This window comes from Epilithonimonas zeae (assembly GCF_023278365.1).
GTDB classification, from domain to species: domain Bacteria; phylum Bacteroidota; class Bacteroidia; order Flavobacteriales; family Weeksellaceae; genus Epilithonimonas; species Epilithonimonas zeae_A.
In genome coordinates this window covers 1,497,118-1,514,442 of record NZ_CP075338.1, presented here as the reverse complement: position 1 = coordinate 1,514,442, position 17,325 = coordinate 1,497,118, and the positions used below count along the sequence as shown (strand labels likewise).

General features: G+C 35.2%; 14 protein-coding genes. 7 read left to right on the top strand and 7 right to left on the bottom strand.

Annotated features, from left to right (window positions below; genetic code table 11):
- Window positions 1-143 precede the first annotated feature (143 nt).
- Window positions 144-1,193: a tRNA preQ1(34) S-adenosylmethionine ribosyltransferase-isomerase QueA gene (queA, locus tag KI430_RS06635; RefSeq protein ID WP_248877468.1), complete on the bottom strand. Its 1,050-nt coding sequence runs from the start codon at window positions 1,191-1,193 to the stop codon at window positions 144-146.
- Between the two features lie 241 nt (window positions 1,194-1,434).
- Here queA and KI430_RS06630 point away from each other — a divergent pair, with 241 nt between their 5' ends.
- Entirely contained in the window at window positions 1,435-3,252 is a 1,818-nt protein-coding gene (locus KI430_RS06630) for a DUF349 domain-containing protein (RefSeq protein ID WP_248877467.1), read from the top strand.
- A gap of 155 nt (window positions 3,253-3,407) precedes the next feature.
- Complete coding sequence (locus KI430_RS06625) at window positions 3,408-5,267, top strand: endonuclease (protein ID WP_248877466.1); 1,860 nt, start codon at window positions 3,408-3,410, stop codon at window positions 5,265-5,267.
- Window positions 5,268-5,314: 47 nt separating this feature from the next.
- Here KI430_RS06625 and KI430_RS06620 read toward each other — a convergent pair whose 3' ends face one another.
- Entirely contained in the window at window positions 5,315-6,013 is a 699-nt protein-coding gene (locus tag KI430_RS06620; RefSeq protein ID WP_248877465.1) for an SMUG2 DNA glycosylase family protein, read from the bottom strand.
- A 194-nt stretch (window positions 6,014-6,207) separates the two neighbouring features.
- Between KI430_RS06620 and purC the strand changes: the two genes are divergently transcribed.
- The 3 genes from purC to KI430_RS06605 all read left to right on the top strand — a co-directional run bounded on the left by purC (window position 6,208) and on the right by KI430_RS06605 (window position 9,335).
- The gene (purC, locus tag KI430_RS06615) at window positions 6,208-6,930 is read left to right on the top strand and encodes a phosphoribosylaminoimidazolesuccinocarboxamide synthase (protein WP_074235548.1); all 723 of its coding nucleotides are present in this window, start codon (window positions 6,208-6,210) and stop codon (window positions 6,928-6,930) included.
- A 20-nt stretch (window positions 6,931-6,950) separates the two neighbouring features.
- Window positions 6,951-8,474, top strand: a complete 1,524-nt coding sequence (gene purF, locus KI430_RS06610) for an amidophosphoribosyltransferase (RefSeq protein WP_248877464.1) — start codon at window positions 6,951-6,953, stop codon at window positions 8,472-8,474.
- A 441-nt stretch (window positions 8,475-8,915) separates the two neighbouring features.
- Complete coding sequence (locus KI430_RS06605) at window positions 8,916-9,335, top strand: nucleoside-diphosphate kinase (RefSeq protein ID WP_248877463.1); 420 nt, start codon at window positions 8,916-8,918, stop codon at window positions 9,333-9,335.
- Window positions 9,336-9,507: 172 nt separating this feature from the next.
- On the opposite strand, the gene rpe is transcribed toward KI430_RS06605, so the two are convergent.
- Together rpe and KI430_RS06595 are read right to left on the bottom strand one after the other, a co-directional pair.
- Entirely contained in the window at window positions 9,508-10,158 is a 651-nt protein-coding gene (rpe, locus tag KI430_RS06600; protein ID WP_248877462.1) for a ribulose-phosphate 3-epimerase, read from the bottom strand.
- A gap of 23 nt (window positions 10,159-10,181) precedes the next feature.
- Window positions 10,182-11,258 carry a M28 family peptidase gene (locus KI430_RS06595; protein ID WP_248877461.1) on the bottom strand — a complete coding sequence of 359 codons (1,077 nt, stop codon included), beginning with the start codon at window positions 11,256-11,258 and terminating at the stop codon, window positions 10,182-10,184.
- A gap of 45 nt (window positions 11,259-11,303) precedes the next feature.
- Between KI430_RS06595 and KI430_RS06590 the strand changes: the two genes are divergently transcribed.
- Window positions 11,304-12,023 (top strand): DUF4294 domain-containing protein, encoded by a 720-nt coding sequence (locus KI430_RS06590; RefSeq protein ID WP_410744668.1) that lies wholly within the window; start codon window positions 11,304-11,306, stop codon window positions 12,021-12,023.
- A gap of 48 nt (window positions 12,024-12,071) precedes the next feature.
- On the opposite strand, the gene KI430_RS06585 is transcribed toward KI430_RS06590, so the two are convergent.
- From KI430_RS06585 to KI430_RS06575, 3 genes are all read right to left on the bottom strand, one after another.
- On the bottom strand, window positions 12,072-12,701 hold the full coding sequence (locus tag KI430_RS06585) for a LolA family protein (protein ID WP_248877460.1): 630 nt from the start codon (window positions 12,699-12,701) through the stop codon (window positions 12,072-12,074).
- A gap of 143 nt (window positions 12,702-12,844) precedes the next feature.
- Window positions 12,845-15,442, bottom strand: a complete 2,598-nt coding sequence (locus tag KI430_RS06580) for a T9SS-dependent M36 family metallopeptidase (protein ID WP_248877459.1) — start codon at window positions 15,440-15,442, stop codon at window positions 12,845-12,847.
- Between the two features lie 133 nt (window positions 15,443-15,575).
- Window positions 15,576-15,866 (bottom strand): putative quinol monooxygenase, encoded by a 291-nt coding sequence (locus KI430_RS06575; protein WP_248877458.1) that lies wholly within the window; start codon window positions 15,864-15,866, stop codon window positions 15,576-15,578.
- A 125-nt stretch (window positions 15,867-15,991) separates the two neighbouring features.
- On the opposite strand from KI430_RS06575, the gene KI430_RS06570 reads away from it, so the two are divergent.
- Window positions 15,992-17,323 carry a dihydrolipoamide acetyltransferase family protein gene (locus tag KI430_RS06570; RefSeq protein WP_248877457.1) on the top strand — a complete coding sequence of 444 codons (1,332 nt, stop codon included), beginning with the start codon at window positions 15,992-15,994 and terminating at the stop codon, window positions 17,321-17,323.
- The last annotated feature ends 2 nt before the right edge of the window (window positions 17,324-17,325 follow it).

Here is a 17,325-nt window from a genome sequence, read left to right as displayed (position 1 = left end):
ACGTTAAAAGTTCAAAAAAGAAATTTTGTGAACTTATTAAATATTGAAAAAATATTCAATAAAAATCTTTTATGACTTTTGTGGTTAACAAAAAATGCACAACTATAAAAATTGTGCATTCTGTTTTTTGAAAAATTCAAATCTTAAAGAATCAACATTGCATCTCCGTAAGAATAGAACTTGTATTTTTCTTTAATAGCTTCCTCATATGCTCTCATTATGAAATCTTTGTTCGCAAAAGCGGCGATCATCATAATCAGCGTGGATTTAGGTGTGTGGAAGTTGGTAATCATTGCATTGGCTACACCGAATTCGTGAGGTGGATAGATGAACTTGTTGGTCCAACCTCTGTAAGCTGAGATTTTTTTGTTAGAAGAAACAGAAGTTTCCAAAGCTCTCATCGTCGTTGTTCCCACGGCGCAAACTCTGCGTCCTTCTTCTACAGCTTTGTTAATGATTGCTGCGTTCTTCTCATCGATAATAGCTTCTTCAGATTCCATTTTGTGCTTGGATAGATCTTCAACTTCGATTGGGTTGAAAGTTCCCAAACCAACGTGAAGAGTGATCTCTGCAAAATCGATTCCTTTGATCTCTAATCTCTTCATCAAGTGCTTTGAAAAGTGAAGACCTGCAGTTGGAGCTGCTACAGCACCTTCAACTTTGGCATAGATGGTTTGATATCTTTCTGCATCTTCCGGCTCAACCTCTCTTTTGATGTATTTAGGAAGTGGTGTTTCTCCAAGTTCTGTCAATTTTGCACGGAACTCATCATAAGAACCATCAAACAAGAATCTCAATGTTCTTCCTCTAGAAGTTGTATTATCGATAACTTCTGCAACAAGAGACTCATCTTCTGTGAAGAATAATTTATTACCGATTCTGATTTTTCTTGCCGGGTCAACCAAAACGTCCCAAACACGAGTTTCAGCATCCAATTCTCTCAACAAGAAAACTTCAATCTTAGCTCCTGTTTTTTCTTTGTTTCCAAATAATCTTGCAGGGAAAACTTTGGTATTATTAAAAATGAAAAGGTCTTTCTCATCAAAATAATCAATAACATCTTTGAAAAGGCGATGCTCGATAGTTTCAGTTTTTCTGTTAAGAACCATCAACCTTGCCTCATCACGGTTTTCTGACGGGTGTTCTGCCAATAATTCTGCTGGCAAATCGAAATTGAAATCAGATGTTTTCATAAAATTTACGGATTTTATTTGTTTTTACAGGACTAGCCTGTGGTTAATTTTAGCGAGGTGCAAAGATACGATATCAAAGAGCCTTTGTCAAGTAATTATTAAATTTTAAATTTTTGATGAGAATGTTAGTGAATGTTTAATGTTTTTTTGAGAAAATTGGAATTTATATTTGGTGTTTTCTGTAAAAAACAGTTAATTTAGTGCATTTAAAAGTTGTTATTGTCAATTAATTTGCTTTGTTATGAGTATTGAAAACGAAAATCCTGAGAACGAAAATCTTAATTCTGATGTCAATTCTGCTGAAAATCAATCAGTAAAAGAAGAGACGGTAGAACAAAATTCAGAATTAGAAACTGCGGCCGATGAACATCAGGAAATCGAAGTTACTGAAGAAAATTTTTCAAACCTATCTTTGAAAGAAGCTTTAGCCGAAATGGAAACCATCGTCAACAAAGAAGATGCGCATCATTTCTCTAAACAATTCAATGCTTTGAGAGAGCAAGCGAATCACAAAATTGCCGACGAGCTCGAAGATAAAAAACACGATTATGTGGAGCAGGGCAATCCTGAAGAACATTTTGATAACCATCATCCGCAATCTTCCAAATTGTCTGCACTAGTGAATATTTACAGAGAAAAGCAGGACAAATTCCACAAATCTCAGGAGGCCGAACATCAAAAAAATCTCGAAGAAAGATTGACAATCATTGAAAGATTAAAAAATCTTTACACAACTTCTGAACCGGGAACTAACCTTTTCAAAGCAATAAGAGAAGTGAAGGAAGCTTGGGGAAATGCTGGTCAGGTTGCAAAATCCGAATTCAAAAATCTAAATAATAATTATTTTCATCATCTTAAAATGTTCAATGAGATGTTGGATTTGAACAAGGAATATCTTGAGCAGGAGTTTGCTCATAACCTTGAAAAAAGACAACATATCATAGAAAGAGCAAAGGAATTACTTGATGAAAAAGTGGTGCAAAAAGCTCTGAATGAGTTACAATATCTGCATAAACTTTGGAAAGAAGAAGCTGAGCCGGTTGCAGAAGAATTCCGTGAAAAAACTTGGGAAGAATTCAAAGAGATTTCCAATAAAATCCACGAAAGAAAATCTGAATTGATTGCAGTTCTGGAATCTGAACAACAGGAAAACCTTGATAAAAAGAATAAAGTTATCGAAGAATTGAAAACCTTGTCTGCTCCTCAAAATATCAATCATTCTTTTTGGCAACAAGCAATAAAAAGAGTAGAGGATTTGCGTGCCGAGTTCTTGAAATTAGGACCAGTTCCTAAAAAATTGTCTAACCAGAATTGGACAGATTTTAAACAGGCTCTGAGAGATTTTAATACAGCTAAAAATGATTTTTATAAGAATTTGAAAGGCTCCCAGGTTCATAATCTTGAAGAGAAATTAGGTTTGATAAAAACCGCACAGGATAATATGAATTCTGAAGATTGGGATATCGTAGTTCCGCTTTTCAAAAAACTGCAGGAAGATTGGAAGAAAATTGGTCACGTTCCTAGAAGTCAGGCGAACAAAGTTTGGGATGATTTCCGTGATGCTTGTAATACTTTTTTCAAAAATTACAGAGATAAAAATAACGCTACAGGCGACAACTGGAAAGAAAACTATAAGAACAAAAAAGCGCTTTTAGAAGAGTTGAAAGCCCTGAGTGATGAAGAAGGTGCTGTAGAAAAAATCGAAACAATCAAAAATTCCTGGAATGCGATTGGGAAAGTTCCTAAGGATAAATTGTCCATCAATACAGAGTTCAACAAAACTTTAAGAGAGAAATTGAAACTCAACAGAATCAATGAGTTTGATTTGAAAGAAGAGAATCTTACTGAAAATCAATTAACTGACAAAGCGAGAAAAATCAAAAATCAAATCACTGATTTGGAATCAGAAGTGGTACAATTGGAAAACAATTTGGCTTTCTTCAATTCTCCAACACGTGAAAATCCTTTATTGAAAGATACTTATGATAAATTGGATTCTAAAAAAGAACAATTGGAAAGTTTGAAAGTGACGCTTCATAATATTATTGCTGGAGAATAACAGAAATTAATTAATGATATTTAAATCCCCTTTTTTGCAGGGGATTTTTTATTGGTATTGGTTTGTAAATAATTATTAATATTCAAATTCAAAAAAATAAATAAAGTCTTATAAAAAAATGATACTTTTATGACCCTCTATTTAAAAATATCGATATGTTGAAAAAATACTTATTCGCAATCTTTGCCTTTCCTGCCATTCTGTCTGCGCAAGCTCCGGAAGGTTACTATTCTGGAACAGAAAACCTCTCTGGTTATGCTTTGAAGAGTAAGCTTCACGATATCATCTCTACCAAAACTTACAATTATCATTATGATGATTTGAAAACCTTGTATGGACAGACAGATATTGATAGATATTATGATTACGATGCCAGTAATTCAACCTATTTATTAGATATCTATTCCAATAATCCAACTGGGACGACGGCATATCATTATACATTGAGTAACATAATCAGCAGTGCAAACGCAGAAGGCCTTGGTTGGAATCGTGAGCATATGATGCCACAGAGCTCTTTCAATAGTGCCTATCCGATGTATTCTGATTTGTTTTTTGTAGTTCCGACTGATGCGAGGATCAATCAATTAAGAAGCAATTATCCTTATGGGAAAGCGGGCTCAACAACTTACTATAATTTCACAAATGGTTCAAAACAGGCTTCCAACGGAACACCCAACGCAACTTACACCGGAAGAGTTTACGAGCCGATTGACGAATTCAAAGGTGATATTGCCAGAAGTTTGCTTTATTATGTCGTGCGATATGAGGGGAAATTAGGCAGTTTTAATTTCACTACCAATGCCAATGATCCTACAAAGGATCAAAACCCGTTGGATGGAACGGAAGAGAAAGCTTACGAAAGCTGGTATGTTGCGATGTTGCTTTTCTGGCATCAATTAGACCCGGTTTCTCAGCGAGAGATCGATAGAAATAATGCTGTTTTTAACCTTCAGAAAAACAGAAATCCTTTTATCGATCATCCGGAATGGGTTGGTTTGATTTGGAATCAGACGCCCGATAATATTGCGCCATCAGCACCATCTCAACTTTCTTTGGAAAGAAATTCGGCTTATTTTGTTAATCTAAACTGGCAGGCCAGTCCGGAAAATGATGTTTTGGGGTATAACATTTACCAAGATGGAGTTTTAGTCGCTAAATCTAAAGCTACAACAATTTCTATCGACCATTTAACGCCGGCTACAACATATAATTTTACAGTCAAAGCTTACGACAGTTCTTATCTGGAAAGTCCTCAAAGTAATACGATGAATGTGACTACGCTTACAACAGATGTTTTTGCAAAAGATTTACAAATCATAAAATATCTGGAGGGAACCGGTGACAACAAAGCTTACGAAATTGTCAACAAGACTGGTCACAAAGTCAACCTTCAGGGCTATAAATTGTCTATACAATTCAAAGGAACTGTATATTATTTCGAAAATCCTTTTGAACTGGAAGGCGAGGTAGAAAACAATCAAAGTTTTGTTGTTATTAATCCCAATGCAAACTTTAGTTGCTTCAATAATTCCAATGCGGCTTTTGTGACAGCTGCACCTTCTTTAACTTTTTCGGGAAGTAATTATGTGGATTTATCCTATAAGTCAACCACAATTGATGCAATTGGTGTCAAAGGTCAGGATAATTCTAATGCCAACAAATCGCTTTATAGAAAGTCAGAAATCACCAATCCAACGGCTACTTTTGATATGAATGAATGGTTAAGTTATGCGTCCGATTATTGTCAAGGCTTAGGCGTTTTGGGAATTAATGATATTGCGAATAGAACTTTCGATTTCAATATTTATCCAAATCCGGTTGGTAATCAGCTTAATGTCAATGGCGAAATCAGCAAGGCAAAATCGGCAAAAATCTATGACCTTTCTGGTAAACTTATAAAGGAAATCAGTAGTCCTTTCGTTAACCAAAAATCGATTGACGTTCAGTCTTTACTTCCAAATACTTACATATTGAATATCGACGGAAAATCGGTGAAGTTTATTAAGAGGTAGATTCATTTTAGAATAAATTTAAAAAGCATTTCTTATTTGAAATGCTTTTATTTTTCAAGATTGTTAAGAGTAAGAATGTACTTGTCAATATACAATTGCTTTTCTTTAGACTTGTATTGTTGGATAAACCTTGGGTGCTCCAGTATTTTCAATTCGTCAAATAATTTTGCTTCGTAATTTAATTTATGGATAAAATCTGCATTTTTCTTTCCCAAGACAAAAACTTTCGAAGTATCAATTCCTAAACTGATATGCTTTTTTAGAGAATCGATCATGAAATCTTTTACCATTGCGAAGAGCGTTTTATCATCGTAATAATTGGCGTTAATCCATTTGTTCTCCTTAGTTTTTCTGATGATTGCTAAAGGAAAGGGAGAGTTGATGTAAAAGTTTTGATAGAAAAGTTTCGCACCTCCGAAAGCTTCAATCATATCATAAATAAAGACCGACGAAATCTCGTGCGTGTAAGCCGATTTCATTTCAATTCCACAAATATCTTTCAACCGTTTCGTATCTGTGAAAGGAACTCCAGTGACGCCAGCGCCGTGCCTGCTTGGGTTGATTCCGATGACGAATTTCCTAATCTCCGAATCATTATAATATTTGTGATAAAATTGTTGCATCACCTGCAGAGTTTCGGGATTATCCAAGTAAGGATTTAAAACTTGAAATCCGTCTGGAAGTAAACCGGAATATTTTAGATTGAGATTAAAATCAATCACTTTTTGTCCAAAAGTTTCTGTCATAGATTAGATTTAAGGTTTTCCTTTTATCAAGATTAATATCCAACAAGTGTTTGCTAATCAATAATTATTACTGAATTTATAATTTTATAAAAAAGAAATATAAAATTCGTAAATTTGTGCATAAATCTAATAGTAAAAAAGTTTAAATGGAAATTGCTTCGTGGCAAATTCCGTTTAACAAAATGAAAGTAATTATGAGTCAAAAGAAAGAAATGCTTTACGAAGGTAAAGCTAAACAGGTTTTTGCTACCGATAAACCTGACGAAGTCGTTGTACGTTACAAAGATGATGCTACGGCTTTCAATGCACAAAAACGCGGACAGTTCGATAGAAAGGGCGAACTGAATAATGCGATCTCTACACTAATATTTGGTTATCTTATCGAAAACGGAATCCCAACACACTTCATTTCAAAATTGGATGACAGAGAGCAGTTGGTAAAAAAAGTAGACATTATTCCTTTGGAAATGGTTGTTCGTAACTATGTTGCGGGAAGTATGGCTCAGAGATTAGGCGTGGAAGAAGGTTTGAAATCCCCTGTCACTATTTTTGATCTTTGCTATAAAAAAGATGAATTAGGTGACCCGTTGATTAATGACCATCATGCGGTTTTTCTTGGTGCAGCAACTTATGAAGAACTGAATGAAATGTATGCGTTGACAGATAAGATTAATCAATTATTGATTGCTTTATTTGACAGAGCTAATGTTATTCTTGTAGATTTCAAAATAGAATTAGGAAAAACTTCCGATGGCAAAATTGTTTTGGCAGACGAGATTTCTCCGGACACTTGCAGACTTTGGGACAAGGATACAATGAAAAAGCTTGACAAAGACAGATTCCGAAGAGATCTGGGCGAAATCACAGAAGCTTATGTTGAGATTTACAACAGATTACAAACCGCTTTAGAAAAATAAAAATCCGAGATTAAATAAAAATGGATTTAGAATTTCAAAAATATAGCACGTTACCGAAATACGCATTTCAAAATCGCTATGAGGAATTCGAAGACACTAAACATCTTTCCAAAGAAGAAAAGGATGAACATTATCCTTTCGACAAAATGGAAGAAGAATGTGGCGTTTTCGGATTACATTCTACAGAAACACAGGATACATTTTCGCTTTCCCAATTCGGACTTTTTGCACTGCAACATCGTGGTCAGGAAGCTTGCGGAATTGCTGTAGGGAATAATGGGAAAATCCTTTCTGTAAAAGATGAAGGTTTAGTTTTAGACGTTTTCAAGTCGATAGAAGAGCCGGAAAAATTTATGGGAAGTACAGTAATTGGTCACACCAGATATACGACTGCGGGAGATAAAAAGAAATATAATTTCCAGCCTTTTTTTGCCAAGAATGAATATGACCAAATCATACTCTCTATTGCTCATAATGGAAATTTGACCAATGCAAAACAACTTCGAAAAGAATTAGAAGATGAAGGCGTAGTTTTCCGTGCAACTTCTGACACCGAGGTAATTCTAAGATTAATTCAGAAAAATCTGGATCTTGGACTTCGTGGCGCCATCAAAGCGACGATGGAAAAAATCGAAGGTGCCTATTCTGTGGTTGGGATTACAAGAAACAAATTCTTTGCGTTCAGAGATTTCAACGGAATCCGACCTTTGGTTTTAGGTGCAATTGACGAAAATACCTTTGTTGTAGCATCTGAAAGTTGTGCGCTGGATGGAGTAGGAGCGCAATATGTGCGTGATATTTTACCTGGCGAAATCGTTTACACAAGCGATAACGAAGAGGGTTTGCAATCTTATTTGGTTAAGGACGATTGTGTTAATAAAATCTGTGCTTTCGAATATATTTATTTCGCAAGACCAGATTCTACATTAGAAGGCATCAATGTTCACGAAGTTCGCGAAAAATCTGGGATGAAGATTTGGGAACAAGCGCCTGTGGATGCAGATATTGTGATTGGAGTTCCGGATTCTGGAGTTCCTGCTGCGATTGGCTTTTCCAAGGCTTCCGGCATTCCTTTCAGGCCGGTTTTGATTAAGAACCGTTACATTGGACGTTCGTTCATCATTCCTTCACAAGAGATGAGAGAGCATTTTGTAAATCTGAAACTCAATCCAATCGTTTCCGAGATGAAGGATAAAAGAGTGGTGATTATTGATGATTCTATCGTTCGTGGAACCACTTCTAAACGTCTCGTGAAAATTCTGAAAAATGCAGGTGTAAAAGAAATTCACTTCAGAAGTGTATCTCCTCCAATTATTGCGCCTTGCTTTTTGGGAATTGATACGCCGACAAAAGACGATTTGATTTCAGCTAATATGAACAAAGAAGAACTTAGGAAATATCTGGATGTTGACAGTTTAGAATTTCTAAGTGTCGACAATTTGATTCAAATTTTAGGTTCACCTAATCATTGTTTCGGATGTTTTACAGAGAAATACCCAGTGAAAAATCCAGATGAATTAGCCTTTGTTGACCAAGGTGATTAAATTTTGGGCAGCTTTATCCGTCTTCCGCTCCCAAACCTAACGAAGTGGTTCGACGTAGTCAATCTTTTTTGCAGAAGATTTCAGATTAAATAGAAATCAAGTAGAAGCAAAAAAGGATTTCCGCTCAAGCCGGGCTGCTGCAATTCGCTGATTGGATTGCGTGACAAAAATCAAGTTGATATAAATCAAAAAAAAACCGTCAAACAAATAACTTGTTTGGCGGTTTTTTTATTACTTCAAATAACTACTAAAAACAAAAAACCCCAACCGAGGTTGGGGTAAAAACTAATAACCATGAAAACTCAAATTAAACATGAGAATCAAATTAATTGTTACAAATACTGTGCCAAATAATTGTGTTTCCCAGAAAAGAATTTCCGAGGACAAATCTAAGGAAAAAATATTGTAAATTTGCAACACTTTAAAATAAAATTAAAATAAATGTCAGGAAAAATCACATTTACCATGATTAAGCCAGATGCAGTTGCAGATGGCCACATTGGTGCGATTCTTGGAAAAATCAGTGAGGCTGGTTTTAAAATCAAAGCTTTGAAATTGACGCAACTTACGGTTGCTGATGCAAAAAAATTCTATGAAGTACACGCTGAAAGACCATTCTATGGAGAACTAGTGGACTTTATGTCTTCTGGACCTATCGTAGCTGCGGTTCTTGAGAAAGATAATGCGGTAGAAGATTTCAGAACTACAATTGGTGCTACAAACCCTGCTGAAGCGGCTGAAGGAACTATCAGAAAACTTTTCGCAAGAAGCATCGGAGAAAATGCTGTTCACGGTTCTGACTCTGACGAGAATGCTATTATCGAAGCTCAATTCCATTTTTCAGGGAGAGAGATTTTCTAATTTCTTCTGAAAATTATATAAAATAGGCTATCAAACAGATAGCCTATTTTTTGTGATATTTTGTCACTAGCCCCGATGGGAACAGCATCCTTTTTTGTCTTTGTTGAAGATTTTCTTTTGAAGACAAAATGTCTGAGACAAAAAAGATATAGTGGACAGCGGGATTAAGCTCCTAAATTTTTAAAAGTTCAATGGTCTTCTCGGGATTTTCTGAAGAGAAAACGGCGTTTCCTGCTACCAAAACATCTGCGCCAGCTTCGAAAAGTTTGGATGCATTGTCCAGATTCACACCACCATCAATCTGGATTAGAGCAGTAGAATTGTTGCTCAAAATCAAATCTTTGGTTTCGCTGATTTTTTTATATGTGTTCTGGATGAATTTTTGCCCACCGAATCCAGGATTCACACTCATCAATAAAACCAAATCTACATCTGCAATAATGTCTTCCAACATCAAAACTGGCGTTGCAGGATTTAGAACTACACCTGCTTTTGCTCCTTTGCTCTGAATCAAATGGATGGTTCTGTGAAGATGTGTGCAAGCCTCATAATGTACGGAAACCAAATCTGCTCCGTAATCTATGAATTCTTCCACATATTTTTCGGGTTCCAAAATCATCAAATGGACATCCACGAATTTTTTGGCGTGTTGCTGAACGGTTTTCATTACTGGAAATCCGAAAGAGATATTTGGGACAAAACGTCCGTCCATTACATCGACGTGAAACCAGTCTGCCTGAGAGTTGTTTAGCATCTCGATATCTCTCTGTAAATTTCCAAAATCCGCAGAGAGAAGGGAAGGTGCTATGAGTTTGTTTTTCATTTTTGTACTTACTTTTTACTTTATTAATGATATTTCAACTTCATTGTTGGTTGGATTTTCAGAAGGCTTTCGTAGATCAATTTGATAACGTTGGCAACATCTTCTTTTGAAACCATTTCCACAGTTGTGTGCATATATCGCAAAGGTAAAGAAATCAATGCGCTTGGAACACCACCGTTGGAATGTGCAAATGCGTCTGTATCCGTTCCTGTTGCCCTGCTTGCTGCCGCTCTTTGGAAAGGGATTTCTTTTTCTTTTGCTGTGCGGATAATCAATTCTCGAATCGTATGATGAACACTTGGCGCAAAGAAAACAACAGGTCCATCGCCGCATTTTTGATCGCCTTCTTTTTTCTTTTCGATCATTGGTGTAGTTGTATCGTGTGTCACATCTGTCACAATGGCAATATTTGGTTTGATGGTGTCAGCAATCATATCTGCACCATAAAGTCCAACTTCTTCCTGAACCGAATTGGTAATATATAATCCAAAAGGTAATTCTTTCTTATTTTCTTTCAAAAGTCTTGCAACTTCGGCAATCATAAAACCACCAATTCTGTTATCCAAAGCTCGGCAAACAAAGTATCTGTCATTCAGTTCAAAAAACTCATCAGGATAAGTTATCATACAACCTACAAAAATTCCTAATTCTTCTACTTCTTTTTTAGAAATTGCACCGCAATCGATGAAAATGTTATCAATTTTTGGAGTCGGTTCGTTTTGATTGGCGCTTCTTGTATGGATTGCTGGCCAGCCAAAAACACCTTTTACAATACCTTTTTCTCCGTGAATGTGTACAACTTTTGAAGGAGCAATAGTTTGATCAGAGCCTCCGTTTCTTATAACGTAGATTAAGCCATCATCTGTAATGTAATTGACATACCAACTTATTTCGTCAGCGTGCGCTTCTATAACCACTTTGAAATCGGCTTCTGGGTTGATGATTCCGTAAGCTGTTCCATAATGGTCCACTTCGATTTTATCTACATAAGGTTTGATGTAATCCATCCAAATTTTTTGACCTTTGTGTTCATAACCAGTAGGTGAAGCAGTGTTTAAATATTGTTCTAAGAATTTAATTGATTTATTTTCGAAACTCATATCTAAAGGGAATGATTTTTGATGTTAAATTTTGTTAATTTATTTATGAGAGTAAAAGTAATGATTTTTGGTAAATTGATTCCGATTCTTTTAATGTTTGTTGGTGTATTTTGTTTTTCGCAACAAGATACTTTGCAGGTGAAATCATTTGATGATATTCCAAAAAGCAAATTGAAGAAAGATGAGTTCGGGAATGAGTATTATTATGATGAAGCTCAGAAAGCTAAAATCTATAAAATAAACGGGGAACAAGTCATTGTGATGGATGAATTGACTCTGAGAGCCAATCCACATTTCAATAATCAATTGGATAGAAATTATTATTTCTTCCTTAACAAAAAACTGAATCGTGTTTATCCTTTGTTTTTGGATGCTTTAGAACAATATCGTGCTATTCAAAAAGAAAGTGCTAATATGAAAGGCGCTGACAGAAGCCGTTATATGAAACAGAGACAAACAGAATTGGCAGCCAGCTATGAGAAACAGTTGAGAAACTTAACAACTTCCGAAGGTCAGGTTTTTGCAAAATTAATGAATAGAGCGACTGGAAAAACAGTTTATGAAATAATCAAAGAACTGAGAGGCGGCTGGAGTGCTTTTTGGTGGAATGTCAAAGGAAATATTGCTGATGTAAGTCTGAAAACGCCTTATGACCCGCACAGATTCAGAGATGACCTTTTTGTAGAGTCTCTTCTGCAGTCTAATTGGAATCTTGGTTATTTGCAACCTTATGAAGGTGCTAGTGATTATAAAGTAAAAAAATAGCAAAAATGCATTACAAAAGGTAATGCATTTTTTATTTATAGTTAATCTTTACAATTCTGTTATGAGATAATTTTGATATTTAGATTTATCAAAGCTAAACAAAGAAGGAGACAAAGTTTGATTTTCTTTATAATTACTGATTGTAATAACCGCCAATTCATTATTTGTAGAAAGTTGCTCTAGCTTGATTAATTTCTTTTGGGGCGAATTGATGTATAAAGTCACACTTTTTAACCCATTAGATTTTACCGGAGTCATCTTAACGACATCAACAGGAATTCCGCTGATTGTTTTCTTGCCGGAATAACTTACATTGTAATCTTTTTTGTAAGAATCCAGATAACTTAAAGGCGAGAAATGAACTTGGTCATCATTAGCTTTTGAAATCGTAATTTCTTTATCCTCATCATTGATATTATACAGCTTGTTGCCGTCAAATATCTGTTCGGTTCCCATTATTTTTAGTTTATATCTTGTATTATCTGAGTAGAAAATGCCCGTTTGATTTTGGTTATCTGCAGAGTATGAGAATTTGAAATAAGAATTCTTTTTACTCTTATAACTCTTTGTGATATCATCTAAAATGGTTTTTGACTTAGTGTCAATAGTCTGTGACTGAGCAATAAAACTGCTTCCCACAAAAGTTAAAGTCAAAAATACCTTTAAATAATTTTTCATTTATTTTATAATTAAATTTTAGCAAAGTTAAGTTTTCAATATTGATACCAAACTTTTGGAATGATAAATTTTGTTAAGGAAAATCATAAAAAAACCTTTTCAGTCTTTCTGAAAAGGTTTAATAATTTTGAAATATCTAAGAGTTATTCTACGATTAACTTCTCAGCATTAGATTTACCATTCTCTGTAATCACTACAAGATAAGTTCCTTTCGTAAGGCCTTTTGTAGAAATGGAATCGGAACTGTTTTTCTTTCTCTCAAGAGACTTAACTAATTTTCCATTCATATCAAGAACTTCTACTTTGATAGTATTGTTTCCAACAGTTGGAGCTGTTTTGATAAAAAATTCTCCTTTAGCTGGATTTGGATAGATTCCAAATGCTTTATTTTTAGTAACATCTTCTGTACCTAATACGCATCCTGCAGGAACTGAAAAATCTTCAACCTGATCGGAAATACTTGCAGCGGTACCAGCAGAAGCATTAAGTCCTAATCCTCTTCTTGCGAAAACATTCCAGATTAAGCAATTATCAGCTCCGCCAGCTAATTGATCTGCCTGCAAAATTGCATCTCTACCAGAAACGAAATTAGGATTACAAGGTTGAAGTTTTAGCCCATCCATAACTAATTGAAGTACTTTTGCGCTTCCAGAAGTTGCGCTGGCAGTTACGTCAGAGTTATAACCATATTTTTCAGCCATTTTCCAGTGAAGATCCCAAAGCATGGTTGCCCAAATTTCGCCAACATTGTGAGGTTGTCCTCCTGTACTATTAGTGTCAGCATATGTATGGGGATTTATAGTCATATCTGTTGAGTATCTGTAATTTCTGATTCCGCCGGCTGTTGTTGGGGTATTGCTAGAATAAGTTCCAATTCCTCTTCCTGCTGTTGCGCTTGCATTAGGGGAATTAGTCAACATTAAAGCAAAAAAATCAGACCACCCTTCTCCCATTTGTTCCAAATTTGTCAAACAACTGTAACCCTGACCCGTTAATCTATTTGATATACCGTGACCATATTCATGAATCATAACGCCATTATCGAAACTAGAATTTTTGTAACCTACAGCAAGATTTTTTAAATTAACATTCACAGTTCTTCCAGCTGTTATTTCAGATGTAATAAAATCTCCTTCGTCTTTAGGAATCATTATTGAAGGAATACTAACGTTAGTCACGTTACTGACGCTCATATTGCTTATGGTGTTGGATGTTGTTCTGTGAACAATTAATCCTATTGCACCAGCGTCTTGCATTGTTTTTGCTTTTACATTATATCCGCACCCTCCAGAAGTAATTGCGTTTACCATAGCAATTTTCCCACTAAGGCTGCCAGCTGCCATTGCAGTACAGCCATTCGCTACGGGAGGAATTACAATATCAGCAGTAATTCCTGTTTCCATTAATTGTCTTCCATAATTTGCTGAGCCTGTATTAACAGGAGGTCTGGTAGCTAATACAGGATCTGTATAGAATAACCTGGTGTTTGTAGTTACCCCGGAATTCCATAGATACATTTGCATTCTTGGTGCTTGTGTTGTGTACGAACCATTGCCGTTAAGAATTTCGTAACCAGAAGCAAAGTTTGCATTGTTATAGCCACTACCATCAAAAGCTTCCGCTCTTACAGCGTCATTTCCACTGCCGCCTTTCTCAAAATTGTTGGTCTGGAAATTTCTGCTCATTTCTGTGAATCCAAATTTGTACATAATATCATGAATCATGTTATTAGCGTAGAACAAATTGGTAACTGCAGAAGCACGGTTTTCATAAGCACTTAATGAAGGTGATTCTGCAAAAGGGAAATCAAATGTTAGATTTCCGGAAGTGCTACTGGATGGTGAAAATCCAAAACTATTGGTTCCGCTATTGTCTACATAAGCTAGCACATTGTTGCCATATGTGTTAGTATAATTAGTATTTCCATTAGAGTGCCATCCTTCGGGAGATGCTGTTAAATCCCAAGGATTTGTTACAATAGCTCTAGATCCAAAAGTGGGAGCTTCTAAAGGAAAAGGAAACACGTTATAAGAAGCGTCAGTTACTGCTTTAGTCTGATTCTTGTTTGTAACAGAAGTATTAAAGTGAGTTAAAAGATGATCTGAAGTTGATTCTGCATCACCAGCAAAGTGGTTGTCTTCGAATTTACACTCATCAATCATATTATTTTTCTCCAAAATTTCTCCATCTGTAAGACTTACAAGGATTCCGTAAAATTTATTTTCTTTAGACTGATTAATGAAGAATAATTGAGCAGGAATCAAACTGCTGTTTCTTTCAAAGTAAAAACGGATACTTGCCACTTGGTTATCAGGAAGATTGATAAGATCTCCACTATTCTCATCAAAAAGTTCAAAACCATTATCTTTTATATCGGCAGATCTTAGTGCTGTTGATAAAGCTTCTGTTTTGTCTATCTTGTCAGCAATAATACTACTGCTTCCAATTTGTCTGAAATTGTTATTAAGTGAAATCACCTTTCCACCCCTGATAACTGCTTTAGCCAGAGATTTGTAAATAGGAGTATTGTTATAGTACTGCTGTATATTTACAATTTCAGCATTTAGACTACTGGATTTATCTTCATTCTGAATTTTAAAATCTGCGTTAGAAATGTTTCGGAAAGAAATATCGTTCTTGATAAAACTTCTGATAGCCTGTTCATTAGATTGTGCGTTAAGATTAGCAAATAAGAAAAATGCGCCTATCCCAACGGATTTAGTAAGTTGATTTATCTTCATATTAAAATTTATTATCTATTTGAGATTAGCAAAAATATTAAAAATTTTCTTTTTTGATGAGTAAAACATAGATAAATTTAAAATTATTGTATTTTTGTTAAAGAAATAAATTTTTTATTGTCGATTTTTTAAATCAAAAAAGTTTGTTTCCAACATATACAACGTTTGGCTTTTCTAATAATGAAGCTACATTCTCACGGAATTTCATCATATGGTCAGAAACCTGATGTTGTTGGAGATCTTCATTTCTTTCCCAAGTTTCGTGGATGAAAAATACTCCTTTGTTTCTATGGTCTTCGAAAAGATCGTATTGGATGCAGCCTTTTTCTTTGCGGGTTTCTATAACTAGTTTTTTTAATAATTCGATAGCATCCATCATAGAGTTTTCTTTGATATGAATGATAGCACTTAGATAAATATTCATTGTATGATTCTAAAAATTTTGATTATCAAATTTATAAAAAATCAAGCTTCTTAATTTTAAAAATATAGAATTGTATAATTAATAAAAAAAAATGTATTTTTGGGAAAATTCAAAAAAACAAAATAATGGCAGAATATAAACTATTGCTCCCGAGTATGGGCGAAGGAGTTATGGAAGCAACAATTATCAGCTGGCTGTTTAATGAAGGCGATTTTATAAAAGAAGACGAATCTGTTGTAGAAATTGCAACAGATAAAGTAGACTCGGATGTTCCAACGCCGGTGTCAGGAAAAATTATCAAAATCCTTAAACAAAAAGACGAAGTTGCTAAAATTGGTGAAGCCATTGCGATTTTGGAAACTGAAAGTGGTTCTCAGGATTCTGAAACACCTGAACCAAAATCTTACGAAGAAGTAAAAGACCAAATCGTTCAGCCAGAACCAGAAGTCGTAAAAACTCTGGAACAACCCTTATTAAGTAATACAGAGAATTCATTCAGTAATCAAAATTCGGAGTTATATCTTTCTCCTTTGGTGAAATCTATTGTTCAGCAGGAAAATATCTCAGAATCAGAATTAAAATCAATCAAAGGAAGCGGACTCGAAGGCCGAATTACAAAAGAAGATATTCTTGGTTTTGTGAAAAATAAGGGCGCAGTTCAATCAGTTCCTGTTCAGCAAACAATTTCTCAACCAGTTTCTCAAATTAAATCTCAGCCAGCTCCAGCTCAACCAATCATTGTGAATGAAGGAGATGAGATTATCCAAATGGATAGAGTTCGTAAAATCATTGCAGATGCGATGGTTAATAGCAAACATACTTCACCACACGTAACATCTTTTATTGAAACTGATGTTACGAATGTTGTAACTTGGAGAAATGCCAATAAGAATTCTTACCAAAAAAGAGATGGCGAGAAATTGACTTTTATGCCGATTTTCATTAGGGCTGTTGTGAAAGCGATTCAGGATTTTCCAATGATCAATGTTTCTGTGGATGGCGACAAAATCATCAAAAAGAAAAACATCAATATCGGAATGGCAACGGCTCTTCCAGATGGAAATTTAATTGTTCCTGTCATCAAAAATGCAGACCAATTGAGTTTGTCAGGATTGGCAAAAGCAATCAACGATTTGGCTTACAGAGCTAGAAATAAAAAACTAACACCAGCCGATACACAAGGTGCAACTTATACGATTTCTAATGTCGGAACTTTTGGAAACCTTATGGGAACACCGATTATTCCTCAACCTCAGGTTGCGATTTTGGCGGTTGGTGCAATCGTGAAAAAACCGGCAGTTATCGAAACTGAGTTTGGAGATGTGATTGCGATTCGTCAGAAGATGTTTATATCGCATTCTTACGACCATAGGGTGGTGGACGGCAGTCTTGGTGGAATGTTCCTGAAACACGTCAATGATTATCTTGAAAATTGGGACCTCAATACAGAAATATAAAA

Excerpts from the sequence above, each read along its gene's own strand:
- KI430_RS06570 (WP_248877457.1), top strand. The coding sequence starts at position 15,992 with ATGGCAGAATATAAACTATTGCTCCCGAGTATGGGCGAAGGAGTTATG.
- KI430_RS06630 (WP_248877467.1), top strand. The coding sequence starts at position 1,435 with ATGAGTATTGAAAACGAAAATCCTGAGAACGAAAATCTTAATTCTGAT.
- KI430_RS06590 (WP_410744668.1), top strand. The coding sequence starts at position 11,304 with ATGAGAGTAAAAGTAATGATTTTTGGTAAATTGATTCCGATTCTTTTA.
- KI430_RS06625 (WP_248877466.1), top strand. The coding sequence starts at position 3,408 with ATGTTGAAAAAATACTTATTCGCAATCTTTGCCTTTCCTGCCATTCTG.
- KI430_RS06575 (WP_248877458.1), bottom strand. The coding sequence starts at position 15,866 with ATGAATATTTATCTAAGTGCTATCATTCATATCAAAGAAAACTCTATG.
- KI430_RS06585 (WP_248877460.1), bottom strand. The coding sequence starts at position 12,701 with ATGAAAAATTATTTAAAGGTATTTTTGACTTTAACTTTTGTGGGAAGC.
- KI430_RS06595 (WP_248877461.1), bottom strand. The coding sequence starts at position 11,258 with ATGAGTTTCGAAAATAAATCAATTAAATTCTTAGAACAATATTTAAAC.
- rpe (WP_248877462.1), bottom strand. The coding sequence starts at position 10,158 with ATGAAAAACAAACTCATAGCACCTTCCCTTCTCTCTGCGGATTTTGGA.
- KI430_RS06605 (WP_248877463.1), top strand. The coding sequence starts at position 8,916 with ATGTCAGGAAAAATCACATTTACCATGATTAAGCCAGATGCAGTTGCA.
- queA (WP_248877468.1), bottom strand. The coding sequence starts at position 1,193 with ATGAAAACATCTGATTTCAATTTCGATTTGCCAGCAGAATTATTGGCA.
- KI430_RS06620 (WP_248877465.1), bottom strand. The coding sequence starts at position 6,013 with ATGACAGAAACTTTTGGACAAAAAGTGATTGATTTTAATCTCAATCTA.
- KI430_RS06580 (WP_248877459.1), bottom strand. The coding sequence starts at position 15,442 with ATGAAGATAAATCAACTTACTAAATCCGTTGGGATAGGCGCATTTTTC.
- purC (WP_074235548.1), top strand. The coding sequence starts at position 6,208 with ATGAGTCAAAAGAAAGAAATGCTTTACGAAGGTAAAGCTAAACAGGTT.
- purF (WP_248877464.1), top strand. The coding sequence starts at position 6,951 with ATGGATTTAGAATTTCAAAAATATAGCACGTTACCGAAATACGCATTT.